The following is a 20,497-nucleotide window of genomic DNA, read 5'->3' on the forward strand; positions in this document are numbered from 1 at the left end:
TAGATTAGAATCTTAATGATGCACCTAGTGTAAAGGTCCTTGGCATTGGATAGGACTCATCATCCACGCCTATGTTGATACCACCTCTGGTTTTGGCATCCGGGTTGGTACCAACATAAGAGGTGAATAGGAATGGATTCTCAGCACTGAAAAATACCCTTGCGTTGGGCACTATCGGATTCTTTGGAATCGTATAACCAAGGGTAATGTTTCTTAACCAAACGTGTGTAGCATCATAAACATACCTTGAATTTGATTCACGTTGCCATTTCCAGGTATTGGAAGTGGCTCCTCTGCCATCTCCAGGATTCTCTGCAGATCTCCAACGATTGACGCCAGATTGAAGGATGTTAAATACACCGTCCATATTCATGGTAGAACCTTCAATTTGTCGGAACACATCGTAGTTAAAAGCACCGGTAAACATTAAGTTAAAATCAAAATTCTTGAAGTCTCCACCTAGGGTATATCCCAAAACATAATCCGGGTGTGGATTACCGATTTCGATCATGTCCTGTTGGTCATAGGAAATAACGCCATCACCATTGGCATCAAAATACTTATAGGTTCCAGGAACCGCTCCATCTTGATCTGGCCAGGCTTCGATCTCAGCATCTGTATCAAATATCCCTACCATTTTGAATCCATGAAACATGGCCAAAGGCCTACCTACCTGAGAAACACTATAGGTACTGTAAAATCCTCCTGCCCAGATTTCGTCATTTTCTCCTCTTATCTCCAATACTTCATTTCTGTTGATGGTAAGATTTACGTTTGATCGGATATTCACCTGATTGAATTTGGTTCTGTAATCCAATGCGAGTTCAAGCCCCCTGTTCCGTACTTTACCTACATTATCCAGAGATTGGGTAAATCCTGAAATAACAGGCATCTCTACAGATAGCAACATATTATTGGTCAATCGATTATAATACTCAGCCGTTAGAATAAGCCTGTTATCAAACATGGCCCAATCCAGCCCTATATCCGTTTGTTGAGATTGTTCCCAACCCAAATTGGCGTTGGCAAAATTGGAAAGGATTTGTCCGTTCGCTATAGCATTTCCCAAAACGTAATTTGAAATGCCCATATTAGACAAGCTGGAATAGTTACCAATGGCATTGTTTCCGGTCACACCAAAACTAGCCCTTAATTTCATGTCCGTAATCCAGCGCGTTTCAGGCATAAAAGATTCTTCAGAAATTCTCCAACCAGCAGAAAAAGCAGGGAAATTACCCCATTTGTTGTTAGCTCCAAAACGGGAACTTCCTTCTCTCCTGAAAGAGGCAGAAAAGAGATACCTGTCATTGAAAGAATAATTGGCCCTGGCGAAGTAAGCCATCAAACTCCAATCAGCTTCTCCAGAGGTGGACGTTTGCCGGATGGCAGCACTCAAATACGTTACTTGATCATTTGGAAATTCATTTCCATTGCCTTGTAAGTATTTATAGGTCTCTTCCTGAGCAGAAAAACCAAGCAAACCATCAACCCTGTGGCTTCCTAAGATTTTGCTATAAGTCAACAACTGATCTGCGGCTATGTTAAGCGTCTCATTCCTGGCCTGATACAAAGTAGCTTCTCTTGGAGGAGCCTGGTTAAACCCTGTACCTGCCAAAGTAGATGGCCTGAATTCTTTTGTTCGGTATTGGCTAGCGTGGCATTTACAGAGGTCCTGAATTTAAAATCCTTCAAAAAGGTAAACTCAAGAAAACCATTAGTCAATATATTGTTTTCTGAAAGCGTACGCTCCATCTCGTGTAGTTCCTGCACCACATTGGCAGTACCAAATACACCATTGGTTCCACCTATATAATCATTGAAGCTACCATCTTCATTGTAGACAGGATAGCGTGGATCAGCCCAAAGCGCTCTTCCTATCAAAGCACTTCTTCCGTTGGTGGAAGCATAATCTTCATTGGAGCGAGAGGCGGCTATGTTCCATCCCATGGTGATAAAGTCATTTACTTTTCCGCCAATATTTGCCCTAACATTGAATCGTTCAAAGCCAGTTTCGATAACTGCTCCTTCTTCATTGACATAGCCAACAGAAACCAGAGAGCGGATACCGCCTTTACCTGAAGAAAGGGTTACATTATAGTTTTGGAATTGAGCATTCTGATTAAGTATTTCATCAAACCAATCCGTTGAGATGGTGTTTTGCTCAGGATATCGAAATTCAAGCGGAATTTCCTCGATTGCAGGCTCCCTGTTTTCATAATACCTGATTCTGTCCACAAAACTGTCATTTTTAAACTGAGCAAATTCTGTCCCATTCATCATCTTGGTCCTTCTCCCGCTAGGTACATTCTGTATGCCCTGGTTGACAACAAAATCAAGATTTACAGTACCTTCTTTTGCAGATTTGGTGGTGATTAGAATTACTCCGTTGGAACCTCTTGCTCCATAAATAGCTGTAGAGGCGGCATCCTTCAAAACAGTCATGCTTTCTATATCCGAAGGATTAAGTGTTTGTCCCAAGGATGTTCCTATAGGGAATCCATCCACAACATAAAGGGGCTGGCTACCTGCACCTAAAGAACCAATTCCCCGAATGGTTACTTCCATTTCTTCGCCAGGTCTTCCTGATTTTTGCCTTACCTGCACACCTGCTGCTTGTCCCTGAAGCAAACGGGATACATTTGTGGTAGGGATTTCGCCCATATTATCCATGTTGATCACGGATACGGCCGAGGTAATGTCGGCTTTTCGCTGAGAACCATACCCAACTACGACCACCTCACCCAGGTCACCCATAGTGGATTCCAAAAGTATTTCATAACTGGTTTGTCCTCCATTGACGTTTACTTCCTGGGTGGTAAAGCCTATAAAGCTTACAGTAAGGACATCCCCTGAAGCAGCCTGAACTGAAAATTCCCCATCCATATTGGTAACTGTTCCACGGCTAGTGCCTTTAACAAGGATAGAGACCCCAGGAAGCGGTTCGTTATCCTCCACACTAACTACTTTGCCTGAAATTTGGCTGGCCTGACGGGCGTACCCGACCATTACTACCATTATCAGCAATACAGTTATCAACATTCGGAGCTTAATTTGTACCGAATCGTAACATTCTCTCATGATTATTTTGGTTAGTTTGAATAATTGAATAAAATCAACATTATTGAAATTAACCCAAAATAAACCGAATCACTGTCCTGCACTATCCTGCTTTTCTAAAATTTAATATAAGGATCATATCGTTTGGTAATTATTAAATCCTGTGAAAAAGTAAATACAAAAAATTAAACGAAAATTAAACAGAAATTAACTTCCAGGACAAAAAAAAGGGAGCCATTGGCTCCCTTAATTCTATTTTAAAATGCTAGGTAATTATTTTTTTACCCTGATTTTTTCTTTGATCTTAGCAGATTTACCATGTCTTCCTCTTAAGTAGAACAATCTTGCTCTTCTTACTTTACCTTCTCTCAATACTTCGATTTTGTCGATGCTTGGGGAGATGATTGGGAATATTCTTTCTACACCAATACCGTTTGAAATTTTCCTTACGGTAAAAGTTTCGCCATTGGTATTCTTATTTTTCCTTTGGATCACGGTTCCCTGAAACTGCTGCACTCTTTCTTTTGCACCTTCAGTAATTTTTACGTGAACGTTGATGGTATCTCCAGCCTTAAACGACGGGAATTTAGATCGCGCATCTTTGTAATCCTGTTCTACGAATTTAATAAGTAGTTCGCTCATTGCTTTACTATTTTGCTTATCGCTTTTATGGATACTTAATAAGCACCCTTAATTATCGTTTTGTTCTATATATTATCGCCCCTCTCTTTAGAAAGATCGCCATTCATTAAATCTGGCCTTCTTTCATGAGTCCGACGTACCGATTGTTCAAACCTCCATGACTCTATCTTAGCAGCATGTCCTGATAGCAAAACCTCTGGTACTTTCAGCCCAGCGTATTCTGCAGGTCTGGTAAATACAGGAGGAGCCAATAGACCATCCTGAAAAGAATCTGTCAAAGCAGAAGTCTCATCATTCAAAACTCCTGGAAGCAGCCTAATGATCGCATCAGTAACAAGGGCCGCAGGAAGTTCACCTCCCGAAAGCACAAAATCACCAATACTTATTTCCCTGGTTATGAATTTTTGTCTTACTCTTTCATCTACGCCTTTATAATGGCCACAGAGAATGATTAGATTTTGTTTCAATGACAAGGCATTGGCTGTTGACTGATCGAATGTTTTACCATCTGGTGTCATGTAAATGATCTCATCGTAATCCCTTAATTTTTTAAGGAATCAATACAATTGGCTATGGGCTCGATCATCATGACCATTCCTGCACCACCTCCAAAAGCATAACCATCTACAGTCTTTTGCTTACCGATACCATAATCTCTTAGATCATGAATTTCAACCTTGGCCAGTCCTTTTTCTTCGGCCCTCTTCAAAATTGAATGAGAAAAGGGACCTTCAAGGAGACCCGGTAAAACTGTTATGATATCAATGTGCATCAAATTAATCCTCCAGGTAAATTTCAATCAAGCCTTCAGGCAAGCGACAGAAAACTTTTTTTTCTGTCTTATCTACTCTTTGTATGATCCCATCTTTGATAGGAATGAGTACTTCTCTATCCTTGTATTCCATACCGATCAAGTCTTGGGTTTCCATATCATAGATTACCGCAACCTGACCCAACTCTCCTAACACCTCATCGACCATCATAAATCCCACTAAATCGTGAAAATAATACTGGTCATCTTTAAGCTTTGGAAGAGCAGTTGATGGCAAGTATAAAGCCGAACCAACCATTGGTTTTACCTGATCTATATGATCAAATTCCTCAAACTTGGCTAGAAACCTGTTGTTGGGCTGGGTCACCATGTGCTCCAATATAAATGGAACTAAACGGTTGCCATTTTCCACAAAAACATGTGCTAAACCTTCGTAGTCCTCAGGATAATCAACATCAAGAACCAGCAAAACCTCTCCATGTAACCCATGAACTTTGGCAATATGGCCCAATTGGTAACAATTGTCTTTGTTCATGGTTATTGATCCGTTTTAAGCTTTGTCTTCAGGAGCTTTATCATCAGCAGCAGGAGCTTCTCCTTCAGCAGGAGCCTCAGCTACAGGAGCTTCAGTTGCCTCAGGCGCTTCTTCTACAGCTTCAGGCTCAGGTGCTTTCGGTGCAGCAGCAGCTTCAGCAGCTTTAGCTTCAGCGTCAGCAACAGCTTTTGCAGCATCTTCTCTTTCTTTGATTGCGTCAAGACGAGCTTGATTTTTAGCAGTCTCTGCTTCCAATGCTGTCTTCTTAACACTATCCTTAGCAGATTGTATTTTTTCTACTTTTTCAGAAATAGTTTTCTCTTTGCCATCCATCCAAGCTTGGAATTTTTCATCCGCTTGCTCTTGTGTGATAGCACCTTTTACTACACCAATCTGAAGGTGTTTCTTCAACATGACTCCACGATAAGAAAGCATTGCTTTCACAGTATCGGTTGGTTGTGCACCATTCATCAACCATTTCAACGCTCGGTCGTTGTTGATGTTAATGGATGCGGGGTCAGTATTTGGGTTGTAAGACCCGATCTTCTCGATAAAGCGTCCATCACGTGGAGCCCTAGCATCAGCAATTACTACATCATAGATGGCCATTTTTTTACGACCTCTACGTGCTAATCTGATTTTTACTGCCATATTATATTGACTTTTAGTTAATTGATGGAACCCGTCCATCGTTATTTTTTGGACTGCAAAGATAAGCTTTTAATATCTAAAAGAACAATAAGACTATCTTTTATTTGCGTAATAGCAAAATTATGGTTTAAATTGCGAATCTTTTGGAGGGAAAAGATCCCCAAAACAAGTCCTAATCAGCTTAATCAGCTGTTATTCTGAATCATACAACAATTGGCCTCGTAGTTCAATGGATAGAATAGAAGTTTCCTAAACTTTAGATGCAAGTTCGATTCTTGCCGAGGCCACAAAAAACCCCATATTTTTTATGGGGTTTTTCTTTTTTTCAGCTTTAGACAAATTTATTCTTCCTTTTTTACGGTTTCCGCCTCTCTCCATTATCCCCCTTCAGTCTATTCCCTAAAAAGGCATTAACCCTCTTCAGCTATTATGGATAGACATGGGCGGCCATTTCATCTCTCAATCTGAAAATTGGACATAAAAAAAAGCTATGAAACAAAATCTCATAGCTTTAGTCAATTAACAATAAACCCAAAATAACCTGCTGTAGGAGAAGGAGTCGAACCTCCACGGAGCAGTTAGGAAAAATACGAGCTCGCTATTTTCTTTGTCCTGTGATCTCCACCCCCGAGACAGGAGGGCATGTCTGCCAGTTTCATCATCCTACAGTATATGTCATCGATAATCAAAGTATGCTTCTCTTATCGACCAAAGACCTTTTGTCCTTGTTGATATGTCAAAGGTAATAAAACAATCTATAAATTAAAATTACAGCAATAAAATAGATAGAATTTTACATTATATTTATTTATAGACCATAGAAATTCAAATTTAAATAATTTGAGACTATTTAGAACCGCCAATTTTGAGAGATTTTTAATATTTAATTTACCAAGCATCAAATTGGCTGGTAAAGTCGCTTTTTTGCCCTATTAAAAACAAAAATTAGTATGGATTAACACCAAATACCCAATGTAATCAGGAAAAACCCTGATTTTCAACGATAGGGTTTCTATTCATTGTCGGTAAATACAGGCATAATCCTACAAGAAAGCCTTATTACTCAAGATTAATCGCCCATTCTATAATAACAGAAAAATAATTTTTAGGCATTGAACAATCGATTTTACCGATCTGGCTAAGGCAAAGGAAAAATAAAAAACAGTAGCTTTGTACTGACACAAGTTAGCTTTTCAACGTTAATATTTCACCTATTAAAACCCAGGTTAATCAGGAAATTCCCAATTGGCCTTACTTGATTCAGCATAAAAGCAAAAGCGATGGACGGTTCAATCAAAGTTTGTATTTCAATTTTAATTACAATCATTAGCGGTTGTTCGCTTGGCTCCAAAAAACTTTTTGTTCAAGACCTTTCTGGAAAACATGAGGCAAGCCTAGATCAAATATGGTTGTCCCATGAACATATTCTGGTGGATTTTATTGGGGCAGACAGCATTGACTCGAATGATTGGAGTCAGGCCTTGGTAATCGAGGAAATGACACCCTATCTGGAGGAGTTAAAACAATTCAATGTCACTTACTTCGTAGATGCTACCCCTAACTTTCTGGGAAGAGATGTTTTACTACTGGAGAAAATAGCCAATAGAACCGGTTTAAAAATCCTTACAAATACTGGTCTATATGGCGTCCGAAACAATCAATTTATTCCGGATTACGCCAAAAAAGCGACTGCAAAAGAATTGTCCGAAATGTGGATTCAAGAGTTTGATGTTGGAATCGATGGCAGTTCCATCCGACCGGGCTTCATTAAAATCGGCATTGACAAGGCCGACCCATTGACTCCCATGCACAACAAACTAATAGAAGCTGCAGCACTTACCCATTTAGAAACTGGAATGGCCATTGCCTCCCATACAGGAAAAGCAAAGGGGTTATGGCCGCAATTGGCCCAACTCAAATCTTTAAGGGTATCACCTGAAGCATTTATATGGGTACATGCCCAAGCAGAAGACAATCCAGAAGAATACCTCAAAGCAGCGGCCACAGGTTGCTGGATAAGCCTTGATGGTCTGGGCTGGGACCTGGAAAAAATTCTATTTGCCAAAAAACATGGGTTTTTGAATAGAATATTAATAGCCCACGATGCAGGCTGGTACGACCCCCAAAAAGACAAACAAAGCATTCAGGGTTTTACCAATATATTCACACAACTTATCCCTGCTTTAAAAGCGCATGACTTTACGGATGAAGACATTAAATTACTCCTAAGCACCAATCCCGCTCAGGCGTTTTCAATAAGAATCAGGAAGGTCAAATGAGTAATTAAATTAATTTCTAAATTAGAAATGCCATCTATAATTGAAATAAAATGGATTTTGTCTTTCATTCATCGCTAATGGATAAAAAGATAGGCTCCGCTCTCTGAAGTTTAAAAATTAAAACTCACATCATGTACATCGAAGCAATTACGAATCAAAAACCCGAGTACAGGACACTAGAAATCCGCTGGTTCTTTACTTCTCCTGTGGAAGAATTACACTCCTTTTTAATTGAAAAGTCAGATGGGGAAAATGAACCAGAAACCCGTACTGATACTTATTTTCCCATTGCAGAAAGACCAGACCTTGGACTTAAAATAAGGAATGAGAATTATGAGGTAAAGCAAAGACGGGAATGGGAAATCCCAAACCCGGAATCCCAGCCATTGCCTGGAAAATTTGAAGCCTGGGACAAATGGTCATTGGACAAATTCCCGGAGGCTACGAGTGAAATAACTGGACTAGCCGTTTTAAAGAAACGAACGCTGGTGAAATTAGACAAGGAATTTAAAGTTGTTTCCAGTTCAACCTGGCCACCAAAAGGAATACAGATAGAATATACGGAAATCCAAATCGAAGCAGTAACCTATTATACTTTTGCGTTGGAAGTTTCCGGTATACCAACAGCTGAAAGCCTTCTTGATATATCTAGAAATATACCCATCCACCCGAGATTGACAGCGGAAAATTGCTGCAGTTACCCTGCATTTATTTTGGGGCTTAATGCCAAAAAATAATCCCCAGACCTAAGCACAAACCTCTCAAGTCTGGGGCAAAAATTCACTTAAAAAACAATTTACTGTTGCTTTTCCAAATATTCTTTGGCCTTCAATTCATATTCTTTTTCCAAGGCCCTAATTTTCGCTGCATTTGCTTCTGCCCACAACTCCATTTTCTCCTCAAATTCTTTTAGCTTGGGTTCATTCTCTTTTTGCCAGGCTTCCATTTTGCGCTCGAATTCCTCCATTTTAGGTTGAAATTCCTTTTCCCAGACTTTCATTTTTTGCTCCAATTCATTTTGGGAGACCACCATTTTCAACTGAAGCGCTTTTAGGTTCGCCTGAAGATTCGCTGTTTGCATTTGAGACAAAATAGAAGTATCCCCCTGAAGCAACACAATATTTTTGGCAAAAAACTGAATACTGTCACCTAAGCCACCCATAATCGTCGTTGTTCGGTGCATCAGACTGTCATTAAATACCTGCCCGAAATCTGCCACAGGAGCAGCGGTAAGGTTCAAAACGGGTCGTGCTGGTAAAGAATCCAAAACAGCAGCGTTTATATCGCTGACAATGAAGTTATTCGGAAGTACTTCCACGCGGATCTTTTCCGAAACAACCGGGACAGCAACAATTTCCACCACCTCATTAATAATGACCTGTGGCGCTTCCACCTGAACAGGTTTTTGTAAGGTATCGTATCGGCTGAACTGTGGCACATCAAACTTTGATTCCAGGCTAGTAGAAACCCAAACCTCTTCAGAAGTTTGTTCCACACTTGCATTGCCGATTAACAGAATAGCACTCAACATTAGGGTAAGTAACATGGTCTTTGTGATTAAAGGTGAATAGGAAAACCGGGCAGGCTCCTGGCCCAGCATCCGTTTGATTCGATTTAATAGGGGAAACTTTGAAGAATGAGCTGCCATTGCCAGCTCTGGTGATTGTTCGTTAGCCTGATTGGCGATGATGGCCAAGGCATTTGCTAAATCAATGGACCTGATACCAGCCTGAATGGCCATGTCATCTGCTATGTGTTCTCTGGCTTCTTTTACCAGCGTATTGATCCACCAGAAAGCTGGGTGGTAAAAGAAAACCATCTCCAAGGCAGATTGGCCAAGATTGATGACAAAATCATGTCTGCGAATATGCGCAAGTTCATGGGCAATTATAGCTTCCAACTGTACAGGAGACAATTGCACAATTAAGCCAACAGGAATCAATACAACCGGCTTCAATATTCCATAGGCCAACGGTACGGTGATTTCTGCACTCAATTTAAAATCAACACCAAACCGAATGCCCAATTGCTGCTTGATTTTTTGGGCAGACTTAATAATATTTTGGGGTAAATTTTCAGTAGCGCGAGCCTTTAATTGCTGTAAGGCCGCATAATTCCCAGCATGTCTAATGAAGTAAAACAGGACTCCTATCAACCAGAAATAAACCATGTAGGGTAGAGCAAGTTCGATTTTATCCGATAAGGTTTCTGAAAGAACTAACGTCTCCATGGGAGACATACCGTTATCTATAATACTTAGAGGTATTGGGATTTCCTGACCGCCAAGGATAATATTTTGACGATATTCATGAATAAAGGTGCCAACGAACAGGCTAAATGCAGCAAGCAAAGCCCCTAAACCTATTAAATACCTCCTTTGAGGACTTTTGAAAGCTTCAATTTGAAAGAGTCCCCAAATAACCGCAGCTATTAGAGACAATTGCCAAAGGGAATGGACCAGCGCCCAACCAAGCGCTTCCAGTATAGAATAAGACATCCAGTCGGTATTCATTCGGAATCGTTTTCAATCTTGTCCAAAAAAGCACGTATTTCTTTGATTTCCTCCCTAGAGGGCTCACTCTGCCCCAAGGCTTGCATGACCAGCTTCTTTGCCGAACCGCCAAAAGCCTTGCCTATAAAACTTTTGACCAAAGACTGTTGGGTATCTTCTTGAGAAATAGCCGACTTATAGATATGGCTTCTTTTCTCCTCGTCTCTTGAAACCAGCCCTTTGGCAAACATGTTTTGCATGATTTTGAGGGTTGTCGTATACCCTGTTTCCTTGGTCTGGGATAACTTTTCATGCACCTGCCGCACACTGCCCTGTTCTATGTCCCATAAAACGGCCAATACTTCTAGTTCTGCTGCTGTTGGTTTGTCTATCATCTATAGTACGATTTATTTCGTATCAAATATATACGACAAATTTCGTAATTACAAATTATACTACGATAATTATCGTATTAAAATAATAATCGAAAATATCCATGGTAAGGATTTTTGATTCTGAAGTAGCTGCGTAATTTTACGACATGTGCTTATTAACATTTAGCTGGAACCAGCATCCGGAATACAAATTAATTCTAGTCGCAAACAGGGATGAGTATTTTAACCGACCTACCAAAGGCCTCCATCAATGGGACAATGGCATATTTGCTGGGAAGGACTTAAAAGGGGGAGGTACATGGCTGGGCTTCCATCCCAATGGTAAATTTGCTGCTTTAACCAATTTTAGAGATCCTAAAAACGAGAAGCCATTAAGCAGAACCAGGGGTGAACTGGTTACCGGCTTTTTAAATGGAAATTTATCTCCTGAGGCTTATCTGACTCAAATAGAAAAAATTAAAAAGGACTACAATGGTTTCAATCTATTGGTGGCCGAAAAGGATGAATTGATGGTGTTTTCCAACCATGGTGGAGACATACAGCAAGTGCCTTCTGGAATCCATGGCCTCTCCAACGCCTTTCTGAACACCCCCTGGCCAAAAGTTGCATCTGCCAAAGCCGATCTTAAAAACCTGTTGGAGCAAAAACCACCTGCCCTAGAGGATTTAATTCAATTATTACAATCCACTGAAAAGGCCCCAATAGCATTACTTCCCAATACCGGTATTCCCGTAGAGATGGAACAAACAATTTCTTCCCAGTTTATCCGAGTAGCCGATTACTATGGCACGGTCAATACAACGGCTTTATGTTGGGGCTATGATGGAAAGGTCACCATAATGGAAGTACGGACCATTCCAGAAAAGGAAATCAATGAAAGTACTTTTGTGGCAAAATAACAGCTAAAACTATTACAAGGAACGTTCCACTTCCAAATTGATTCGGCCATTTCAAAAACCACAAACCAACATTCCCCAATCCGATAGTTACTCGCCACTTAAAATACTGATAGTAAATATTTTATCACACCATCTTTCCCACATTTTTTTCTACTAACTCTATATTGAGCAAGGCAGCTCCTCTGTTTTAAAGAAATGCGGGCCTATATTACCTCTCTCAATCAAAAACTCGCTACAATCAATTGTTTTATTCGCTAAATTCTTTAATTTAACAAAGAAAATAAGCCGTAACATCTATTACACCTCCCGTATACCTAAATTCCCATGCATAAAGCATGAGATTACACCAATATTACTCAAATAAATAAAATTGACATGAGCGATAGCGAAAACAGAGGGTCTATAATAGATTCAATCAGTACCTGGATAAAACTTCTTGCTTTAATCGTACTCGTTGCAGAGGCAATTATATTATTTGCAATGACTAAAACGCCTGTTGAGAGTCCAATATACCATTGGTATCCATTTGTGATGATTTTATTCCTCGTTGTTATCATTGCCGCAGTATTTGTTGACAGGTTTTATGATCGCAGTTCAGGCAAAATTGTTGTCGAAATGGAAGACAAGAAGGTATCGGTGGACCCAACAAAAAATAAAACAAATAAAATAGAGGAAGAGCCTACAAAATACACCAACAGTTTGCTTGGCTACTCCTTTGACAATCTGGATGGAAATGGCTGGGGAAAACCTCAAGAAATTACCTATAAAGAATATGTAAAGCAGATATATTTACTAGACGAAATTAACGATGAATATTTCCAGTCCTTAGTGTCTGCAAGTAATCCTTTTGGCTCCCTACTTTTTCAGGCCAATATCTTAAAGGTTCAGCATGAGACAAGCATTGAAATTAAAATGGATGAGTTGACCAGTTCTGAATCGATAGAACATACAATCTCGAAAATAATTGAATTAAAATCCCTAGAAGGGATTCAATTGAATGATGAGGAAGTAATCGGGCTAAGAAAACAACTCAATCAAACTGACCAAATAAACGCTATAGGTTTTGAAGTGAGCTTTACTGTGATGACTTTCAACAAGAAAGATTTGGACAACAATGCGGTTCCTTTAGGGCTACCAAATTTATTCATGACATTGTCCATTGGCAGTAAAGAGCCAATAGAATCACTGACTTCTACAAAAGACATGATATTATGGACAACAAAAAATAAATTAAAGAATGTCATCATTGATGGAGAGCGAATTAATTCGTTCAGTATTCACAGATTATACCAGCTTGTCCAAAATGAAGATTGCATTTACCTATGTCAAGCCCAATGGACTCCGAATTTGGAATCTGCCGTTTTTTCTTGGGATGAATTACAAAAAGCCTTTGAGTCATTTAAGATTGTTAAATAGCTAAGCCTGTAGGTAGCCCTGAGCCATATGTCCACCATGGGTTTCTCCATCAATCAACATTGATACTCGTCTACGTCGGTTGAATTTATAGGACTCTCATCCTTTACAACTAGAATCCCTTTTCGCTAATTTAGAGACAAGGCTAACAATAAGTGTTCCTTCAATTCAAAACAAATTCGTTAATTAGACTTCCAAAATAGCTCCTAAAGATTTACAAGCGTAGAAACTGAAACCGACATACCCAGATTTTTTTGTAAAATATAAAAAACCAATTTGTTCGGTATTTAACCGAACAAATTTCATATCTTTGCAAGGACCAATGAGATTGATCAATAAGAAAATATTAGAAAAACTAAAAAGAAAGAACAAAGGAAATGTCCTTTTGACCAAAGCTGTCGACGAGTTAATTAAGGATATCCATGACAATAATTGGACAGACCAAACCGAATTAAATAAATCGAGACACGATGCCGATAATGTTCATGCTGACGGGTTCTATTTTTTCAATATCCACATACACCGAACAATGATATTGATTGGGTTTGACGAGAATGAAGCAACAGCGGTTTGGGTAGGAACACATCAGCAATACGAAATGACTTTTAAAAACAACAAAAGCACAATTAAAAAGTGGCTAAAGGCTAACGATTGGATTTAATTGATACAATTTTATGAAAACACAATTTGATATATCGGAATTGATTGAGACTGGAAAAATCCAAAATGAACAGGATTTTGAAAGGGCATTGATTGCCGAAAGGAAATTGCGGGTTCTATCAAAAGAAGATCCGAGTTTTAAATCTGTTAGAAAGAAATTAAGGGATTTAATTGAGCGCTACGAAAATCAAAATTGGAGTTCCGAATCAAAAATAACGGACAAGAAATTACATGAAAGCGACCTTGCTGAATCAATTGTTGAAAAAGAACGATTGTTCATCCAACGAAGAAGGGAACTTATCCGAAAAAAATTGAAGACCTTAAATCTAACACAGCAAGATTTCGGGAAGATTTTAGGACATGGTAACAAATCCTATATTTCTGAACTAATGAATGGAGTCAGCCCTTTTTCATTAAAAGATTTAATTATAATCAATCAACTTCTAAAAATTGATTTAACCTATTTAGTACCGACCTTTTTACCTATGTCTGATAGCCTAAAAATCAGAACAACAATTAAAAAACTTGATAATCCTAAACTGAAATTAAGCAAAGATGATTTGGCAATAGTATAATTCACTACTACCAAGCATTCTAATGCCTCGAAAACCCTGGTCTGGCTACCCTGTTCCCTTCGACAAGCTCAGGGTACAGATCAATGAATTATTTAAAAGTGCACTAGTTTTTAGGGTTATAATGAGGATTAATTTTTCCTTTTTTGCTTATTAAGTGTCAAGAGATTGAAAAGGCACTTATTTTAGCTAAACCTATCCTCCTATACCTCGTAAATGTAAGACCATATTTTGGCACTTTTCAACAAAAAACAGGCTCTCACAACACAATTACTTGTCCGGAATTCTTAATTTGACAATGGAAAATAAGCAGAAGGTGCTTGGTACGTATTTCGTAAATACGCAACTCCGAGGTTAAACATGGATATATATACATAATTGTTGTAATGGAACATCTAAAAGCATTAAAATCTGACAACAATGAAGTTTTAAATGAGCTAATAAGCTTGGTTAGAATCAAGTTGTTAAAATTTGACGACTTAGTTGCAATTAAAGAACCGAAGTATCTGAAACGTTACAACCCTCTGACAATAGAAGTTGAGAACAACTCTGATAACACATTGGCAACAATACTTATATCTGTAATAAGGACAAACTCAAAGATTGGCAAAGACAATAGGTGGACTATTCCTTTGGACACTCAAAAGTTAAAACAAAACTCCAAAGCAAAATTTAAGCTTTATGCTTTTGATCCTTTCAACGAAAAATTTGAAGATATTAAAATTAGATTGACCACAGCCAAAGATTGGTCTGACCGATCAGTATCTGAAAAGTGGTTTGAACGTGCAACAGAATTTACCAGACGCTGTAAATGGCACGACTTTAGGTGAAAAAAAAAGTGCCAACCACAACCGTGTAGCAAACCAGAAGCCATAAGTTCACAGCCTGTCCCTTCCCTCCGAGAGTGCACCTCTTACACAGTCGACCGCGAGTCTCGCTCCTTCCTTGCATTCCGACTTTTCCAGATTATAGATTGAATTTTGAGGTAATAGTTAAGCATAGATTCATCCACTTTTCTTCTCAGGCGTGACAAAGTTATAGTAGTAATTAGAATTGGACTTTGATCTTTTTACGAGGATCAAACAAGTCAAAACCTATTCCTTTTCATCCCCTGTTAAAATCTTCCCCTCAAAAACTTTGACCTAGCCTCCAATCAGCCTAATTTCCTTATAATTTCATAAGTTCCTGAGAGCTCCCCAGCAATTCCAGTATATAATCGGGGTTTCAAGGAACTCTAAAGAACAATTCATGCTTAATAACTTATGAAAAAGTTGGAATTACTGATAATTGGAGCCGGCCCCATTGGCCTGGCCTGTGGCATAGAAGCGAAAAAAGAAGGCATCGACTATCTGATAATAGAGAAAGGTGTCCTGACCAATTCGATTTTTAACTATCCGGTCAACATGACTTTTTTTCCACCTCTGAGAAGTTGGAAATGGCCGATATTCCTTTTATGTCTATCACCAATAAACCTACAAGGCCTGAAGCCCTGGAATATTACCGTAGGATAGTCAAACATTACCAACTCAATATCAACCTTTACGAAAAGGTTAATACCTTAGAAAAACAGGAAGGTGGATTTTTGGTACATACTTCCAAAGGGGATTACCTGGCCGAAAAGCTTGTCCTGGCAACAGGCTTCTATGACCTGCCCAATACGATGGGTGTACCGGGTGAAGATTTGCCTAAGGTTTCGCATTACTACAAGGAACCCTGGCCTTATATCGGGCAGAAGATCGTCGTGATTGGCGGAGGTAATTCAGCTGTGGATGTTGCCCTTGAAACCTGGAGAAAGGGAGCCGAGGTCACCATGGTGGTCATGAAACCTGAGATCGACCAAACGGTAAAATACTGGGTTTTACCTGACATCGAAAATAGAATCAAAGAAGGATCGATAAAAGGCTATTATAATTCCAGCATTAAAGAAATAAGAGAAAAAGAAGTGGTACTGAATACTCCTGAGGGAGAGGTAACCATAGAAAATGACTTTGTATTGGCAATGACGGGCTATAAACCCAATTTTGAATTGCTGGACCAGCTGGGCGTGAAGCTAAGCTTGGATGAAAAAAGACAGCCTTGCTTTGATGACATTAGCCAGGAGTCGAATGTTCCCGGCCTTTACCTTGCAGGAGTAGTTTGCGGTGGGCTTAACACCAGAGAGTTTTTTATAGAAAACACCATCTCTCACGCCAAGGCAATTGTAACCGATATTTCAAGAAAAAAGCAGCATTAACCACTGAGGGTTAATTGAGAATAAGACAAAACGGAAAGCAGTTTAACTGTCTAAACCTGGATTCAGTCAGTTAATCTGCTTTTCGGTTCATTTACGCTGGATAGGCTTATCTAAGGCAGGCTATATCCTACGAAACTGGCAGCTACAATTACCCCATTTTAGTTTGAATCCCTCCGTTTAAATTCCCATGTCTTAAAAGCTGGGAGGAATTCAGGAACCTCCCAAGTTGAGAAAGAATACGCCTGACCTATAGTACTGGTATTGTCTAATACCTTATATTTGAATAAAATGGAGTGAACCATGAATTACACAGATCGGGATTTAAACTGGTTGTCTTTTAATGAACGCATTCTTCAGGAAGCGGAAAATGAGGACAGTCCCCTAATGGAAAGGTTGAAATTTATAGCCATTTATTCCTCCAATTTAGAAGAATTTTATAGGGTCAGGGTGGCAAGCCATAGATTTGCCCAAAGGTACCATGACGATATAAAAAACAAATATGGTTACCGGCCTTCCTTCCTCCTTCAGCAGATCACTCAAGTTGTAAGTTCCCAGCAGGAACGTATGGGGAAAGTTTTTTATTCGAAAATTCTTCCAGGCTTAGCAAAAGAAGGCATTCATTTATTGACCGACCATTTTTCAGAGGAAGATGAAAACCAAATGGGCACCTTCTATGACAATCAACTCGAGGGAAACTTCACCATTCGGGACATTACAGAAGAAGTCAAACTCCAACTCAAAAACTTAACGGTTTACCTTTACGCAGTTACCAAAGAGCGCCAGTTTATCATTGAACTTGACTACAAAACCTTTGGTAGGTTTATTGATGTCTCTACTTCGGATAAAGAGAAACGCGTCGTACAGTTAGATGACATTTTCAGAAGCAACACTTCAAAGTTCCTGGGTGAAAAATCCGAAATATTCGCTGTGAAGATTTCAAGGGACGCTGAATTGTACATGGATGAAGAACAGGAGGAGGATATTGTTGTAAAAATTGAAAAGAGTATTGTAAACAGGGATACTGGCCTCCCTTCTCGCTTACTTTTTGATGAAAACATCCCCTTTAAGTACATCGATACCTTAAGAAAGAAAATAGAGGTAGACATGTCTGGGTTAATCCCTGGAGGTCGTTACCATAATTTTTATGATTTCTTTGGTTTTCCAGCATCAGAGAAACACTTATTATACCCGGAAATACCTAAAATCCAGTGCCACAGGCTTGATAACTCCTCTGATTGGTTTGAGGAGATAAATAAGGAGGCCATTTTTCTCAGTTTCCCCTATCAAAGTTATGATTACGTAACGAGATTTTTAAAAATAGCATCTGAAGACAAGGATGTAGAGGAAATAAACATCACCCTATACCGGGTAGCAAAGACCTCTGCGGTTTGCCAGGCACTTGAAGCAGCGGCCAAAAGTGGCAAGAAAGTATTTGTCTTGGATGAAGCCCAGGCCAGGTTTGATGAAGCGTCGAACATTTATTGGGGGGAACGACTTAGAAAGGCTGGTGCTACAGTAAGATACGGTATCAATGATTTGAAAGTGCATGCCAAAATTTGCACGATAAAAAGACGAGAAAGCGAGGGTATCAAGACTTATGCCTACATGGGAACGGGCAATTTTAACGAAAAAACCGCTGAAATTTATGGAGACCATGCCTTGCTCACCACGCAAACCAATTACACAAAAGACCTTGATGAGGTTTTCGCCTTTCTCAAGGACAACTCCTACCAACCGAAATTTGAAACCCTATTGGTTGCGCCTTTTAATTTAAGAAGTTCAATTGAACATTTAATAGACAATGAAATAAGCCTCGTAAAAAAGGAAAAAGGGTAAATTGACCATTAAGCTTAACAGCTTAGAGGATACCCTAATGATTGATAAGCTTAGGCATGCTGCTGATGAGGGCGTTGAAATTGACCTTATTGTCCGTGGCATTTGCTGCTACCATCCCCAAACTAAATTACAAGAAAAAAACATCAAAGTCGTCAGTATAATTGATCGCTTTCTTGAACACACTAGAATATACCATTTTCATAATGATGGTGTGTCAAAGGTTTATCTGGCCTCTGCGGACTGGATGACAAGGAATTTATCAAGACGGATAGAAGTAGCTTTCCCAATACTTAAGGAATCGGCCAAGGCACTGCTGCTAGCAGAACTTGATGCCCAACTCCATGACAATAAAAAAGGAAGGTATGTGGCATGCAAAAAAGAAAATCAGTTTATAGAAGGGGACGAGACCATTGGATCTCAAGAGAAAATGTTTGAATTGGTAAGCAAATACAATTTTTAAAATGCTGTCTAGAGAAATAATTCGGAATTTTAAAATCTACTTTTTGTTGGGCGTAATTTTTATGGCTTTGTCTGCCTACAGCAGGTTTTACTTCACTGAAATGTACCGTATAGAACCACTGGGAACAAGCACTGTTGATCTTTCAGACATTTTGAAATTTATTTTCATGATGATTTTTTTAGGCTCTTTTGGTCTGGCACTTTTATCCAGCATGTTTGATGTGTTGATACTTAAAAAATTATTAAAAAACACTTCTCCAAAAATTGCCCTAGCCATTGGGATTCCATCTCAGGCACTCATGATTATTTTGATTGTTCAAATTTTAGATTTTATTTATGTTTCTACGGTGCCTTGGATTTACAATGGACCTGTAAATCCCAGTGAACCTTCCGAAAACATGTTTTTGATTGTTCACCTCATTGTGGCTGTTGGCCTGTCCAAGGTATTGATAGAGATTGACCGAAAACTGGGGCCGGGTAACTTATGGAAAATGCTCAGTGGGAAATTCTTTAAGCCACGTGAAGAAGAACGAATTTTTATGTTTATTGATTTGCAGAGTTCCACTTCTATTGCCGAAAAAATAGGGCACCTTGAATACAGTAGGTTGCTACAGAACTGTTTTCAAGATTTCTCAATTGTAGATCGATACCGTGCAGATATTTATCAATACGTAGGTGATGAGGTAGTGGTAAGCTGGTCCCCAAAAAAAGGTCTTAGAAATGATAATTTTCTGAAAGCATTTTTCGCCTTTACAGACTTATTGAAGAAAAAGGCGGATTATTATCAAAAAGAATACGGCATTGTACCCTACTTCAAAGCAGGCGCCAATATAGGCCCAGTGATCATTACAGAAGTTGGAGACATCAAAAGAGAGATCACCTATCATGGCGACACCTTGAATACTGCAGCCAGAATTCAAGAAAAGTGCAATGATTTAGATGCCCAATTGTTAATCCCTGAATCACTTTATAGACTACTTGAGAACAAGGATGACTATCAAATCGATGATGTAGGGACCATTCATTTAAAAGGCAAAGGAAAGGACGTACAGCTATATCGCGTGGCGCAGCTAGACAATTAATTGTATCCTAAAAGAGAAAGATCCTGAAAGGCAATATTCAACCCTTCCAGGGTTGCGATTGAAGCCGACAGTTTTCGATCGGTGGGTGAGACACACGGCTATTATTGTTTTGGCCCTTCAGGCCAATGTCTATATGTTTTGATCCAACTGAACTTGCAATGATATACACAGTTTTAGGCAATATCAAGAGGTGTTAACTACACTAGTTTACCTTTGTCGAGGTTTTATAACCTGGGTTAATAAAAGCATTGATCATTTCTTAACCCCCTACAGCAAAATTTCTAGAGAAAACGAAGAAGCCTGAAAGGCTTCAACAACAATAACCACAGGTGAAAACCGTGGAAAAAACGAGTTTAAACACCCTGATTTTGGCGGTATTGTTGCTTTTTTTTTGCAACAATGCTGACAAAATCAGCCAACCGTTTACGGCTTTACGTGACTTTTCCCCAACTTAGAACACCAGTCGATGTTCAACTCCTTCAGAGTTGGAATAGAAATGGATGGCTCCAAGCCGTGGGTAA

At 39.2% G+C, this 20,497-nt stretch carries 17 protein-coding genes, 1 tRNA gene and 2 pseudogenes; 12 read left to right on the plus strand and 8 right to left on the minus strand.

Annotated elements, in window-relative coordinates:
• Window positions 1–4: 4 nt before the first annotated feature.
• From ADICYQ_RS29355 to ADICYQ_RS16165, 6 genes and pseudogenes are all read right to left on the minus strand, one after another.
• Window positions 5–1,615 carry a SusC/RagA family TonB-linked outer membrane protein gene (locus ADICYQ_RS29355; RefSeq protein WP_262485376.1) on the minus strand — a complete coding sequence of 537 codons (1,611 nt, stop codon included), beginning with the start codon at window positions 1,613–1,615 and terminating at the stop codon, window positions 5–7.
• Entirely contained in the window at window positions 1,537–3,078 is a 1,542-nt protein-coding gene (locus tag ADICYQ_RS29360; protein ID WP_262485377.1) for a SusC/RagA family TonB-linked outer membrane protein, read from the minus strand. Before ADICYQ_RS29360 ends, ADICYQ_RS29355 begins: the two co-directional genes overlap by 79 nt.
• Before the next feature lie 252 nt (window positions 3,079–3,330).
• Window positions 3,331–3,699, minus strand: coding sequence for a 50S ribosomal protein L19 (gene rplS / locus ADICYQ_RS16150; RefSeq protein WP_020890730.1), 369 nt, complete (start codon window positions 3,697–3,699; stop codon window positions 3,331–3,333).
• Between the two features lie 65 nt (window positions 3,700–3,764).
• Window positions 3,765–4,471 (minus strand): annotated as a pseudogene (gene trmD / locus ADICYQ_RS16155) (tRNA (guanosine(37)-N1)-methyltransferase TrmD).
• A gap of 4 nt (window positions 4,472–4,475) precedes the next feature.
• On the minus strand, window positions 4,476–5,006 hold the full coding sequence (gene rimM, locus ADICYQ_RS16160; protein ID WP_020890733.1) for a ribosome maturation factor RimM: 531 nt from the start codon (window positions 5,004–5,006) through the stop codon (window positions 4,476–4,478).
• A gap of 15 nt (window positions 5,007–5,021) precedes the next feature.
• Window positions 5,022–5,657 carry a 30S ribosomal protein S16 gene (locus ADICYQ_RS16165; RefSeq protein WP_020890734.1) on the minus strand — a complete coding sequence of 212 codons (636 nt, stop codon included), beginning with the start codon at window positions 5,655–5,657 and terminating at the stop codon, window positions 5,022–5,024.
• 215 nt (window positions 5,658–5,872) lie between these two features.
• Between ADICYQ_RS16165 and ADICYQ_RS16170 the strand changes: the two genes are divergently transcribed.
• From ADICYQ_RS16170 to ADICYQ_RS16180, 3 genes are all read left to right on the plus strand, one after another.
• Window positions 5,873–5,944 (plus strand) — tRNA-Arg (locus ADICYQ_RS16170).
• A gap of 993 nt (window positions 5,945–6,937) precedes the next feature.
• Window positions 6,938–7,936 carry a phosphotriesterase family protein gene (locus ADICYQ_RS16175; protein WP_020890736.1) on the plus strand — a complete coding sequence of 333 codons (999 nt, stop codon included), beginning with the start codon at window positions 6,938–6,940 and terminating at the stop codon, window positions 7,934–7,936.
• A gap of 131 nt (window positions 7,937–8,067) precedes the next feature.
• Complete coding sequence (locus ADICYQ_RS16180; protein ID WP_020890737.1) at window positions 8,068–8,673, plus strand: hypothetical protein; 606 nt, start codon at window positions 8,068–8,070, stop codon at window positions 8,671–8,673.
• 59 nt (window positions 8,674–8,732) lie between these two features.
• On the opposite strand, the gene ADICYQ_RS16185 is transcribed toward ADICYQ_RS16180, so the two are convergent.
• On the minus strand, window positions 8,733–10,448 hold the full coding sequence (locus ADICYQ_RS16185) for a M56 family metallopeptidase (protein ID WP_020890738.1): 1,716 nt from the start codon (window positions 10,446–10,448) through the stop codon (window positions 8,733–8,735).
• A complete protein-coding gene (locus ADICYQ_RS16190; protein ID WP_020890739.1) occupies window positions 10,445–10,822 on the minus strand; it encodes a BlaI/MecI/CopY family transcriptional regulator in 378 nt (125 codons plus the stop codon). The genes ADICYQ_RS16185 and ADICYQ_RS16190 overlap by 4 nt, the downstream gene beginning before the upstream one ends.
• Before the next feature lie 146 nt (window positions 10,823–10,968).
• Here ADICYQ_RS16190 and ADICYQ_RS16195 point away from each other — a divergent pair, with 146 nt between their 5' ends.
• From ADICYQ_RS16195 to ADICYQ_RS26170, 9 genes and pseudogenes are all read left to right on the plus strand, one after another.
• Window positions 10,969–11,721, plus strand: a complete 753-nt coding sequence (locus ADICYQ_RS16195) for an NRDE family protein (protein ID WP_020890740.1) — start codon at window positions 10,969–10,971, stop codon at window positions 11,719–11,721.
• A gap of 375 nt (window positions 11,722–12,096) precedes the next feature.
• A complete protein-coding gene (locus ADICYQ_RS16200; RefSeq protein ID WP_020890741.1) occupies window positions 12,097–13,137 on the plus strand; it encodes a hypothetical protein in 1,041 nt (346 codons plus the stop codon).
• Between the two features lie 319 nt (window positions 13,138–13,456).
• The gene (locus ADICYQ_RS16205) at window positions 13,457–13,795 is read left to right on the plus strand and encodes a type II toxin-antitoxin system HigB family toxin (protein WP_020890742.1); all 339 of its coding nucleotides are present in this window, start codon (window positions 13,457–13,459) and stop codon (window positions 13,793–13,795) included.
• A gap of 13 nt (window positions 13,796–13,808) precedes the next feature.
• Entirely contained in the window at window positions 13,809–14,369 is a 561-nt protein-coding gene (locus tag ADICYQ_RS16210; protein WP_020890743.1) for a helix-turn-helix domain-containing protein, read from the plus strand.
• A gap of 383 nt (window positions 14,370–14,752) precedes the next feature.
• Window positions 14,753–15,196: a hypothetical protein gene (locus tag ADICYQ_RS16215; RefSeq protein ID WP_040416690.1), complete on the plus strand. Its 444-nt coding sequence runs from the start codon at window positions 14,753–14,755 to the stop codon at window positions 15,194–15,196.
• Between the two features lie 432 nt (window positions 15,197–15,628).
• Window positions 15,629–16,599: pseudogene (locus ADICYQ_RS16220) on the plus strand (YpdA family putative bacillithiol disulfide reductase).
• Window positions 16,600–16,899: 300 nt separating this feature from the next.
• On the plus strand, window positions 16,900–18,435 hold the full coding sequence (locus ADICYQ_RS16225; RefSeq protein WP_051160251.1) for a phospholipase D-like domain-containing protein: 1,536 nt from the start codon (window positions 16,900–16,902) through the stop codon (window positions 18,433–18,435).
• A 37-nt stretch (window positions 18,436–18,472) separates the two neighbouring features.
• A complete protein-coding gene (locus ADICYQ_RS26165; protein ID WP_020890748.1) occupies window positions 18,473–18,895 on the plus strand; it encodes a phospholipase D-like domain-containing protein in 423 nt (140 codons plus the stop codon).
• Between the two features lie 46 nt (window positions 18,896–18,941).
• Window positions 18,942–19,976, plus strand: coding sequence for an adenylate/guanylate cyclase domain-containing protein (locus ADICYQ_RS26170; protein WP_161625609.1), 1,035 nt, complete (start codon window positions 18,942–18,944; stop codon window positions 19,974–19,976).
• Window positions 19,977–20,497 lie beyond the last annotated feature (521 nt).

The organism is Cyclobacterium qasimii M12-11B, assembly GCF_000427295.1.
GTDB lineage: Bacteria > Bacteroidota > Bacteroidia > Cytophagales > Cyclobacteriaceae > Cyclobacterium > Cyclobacterium qasimii.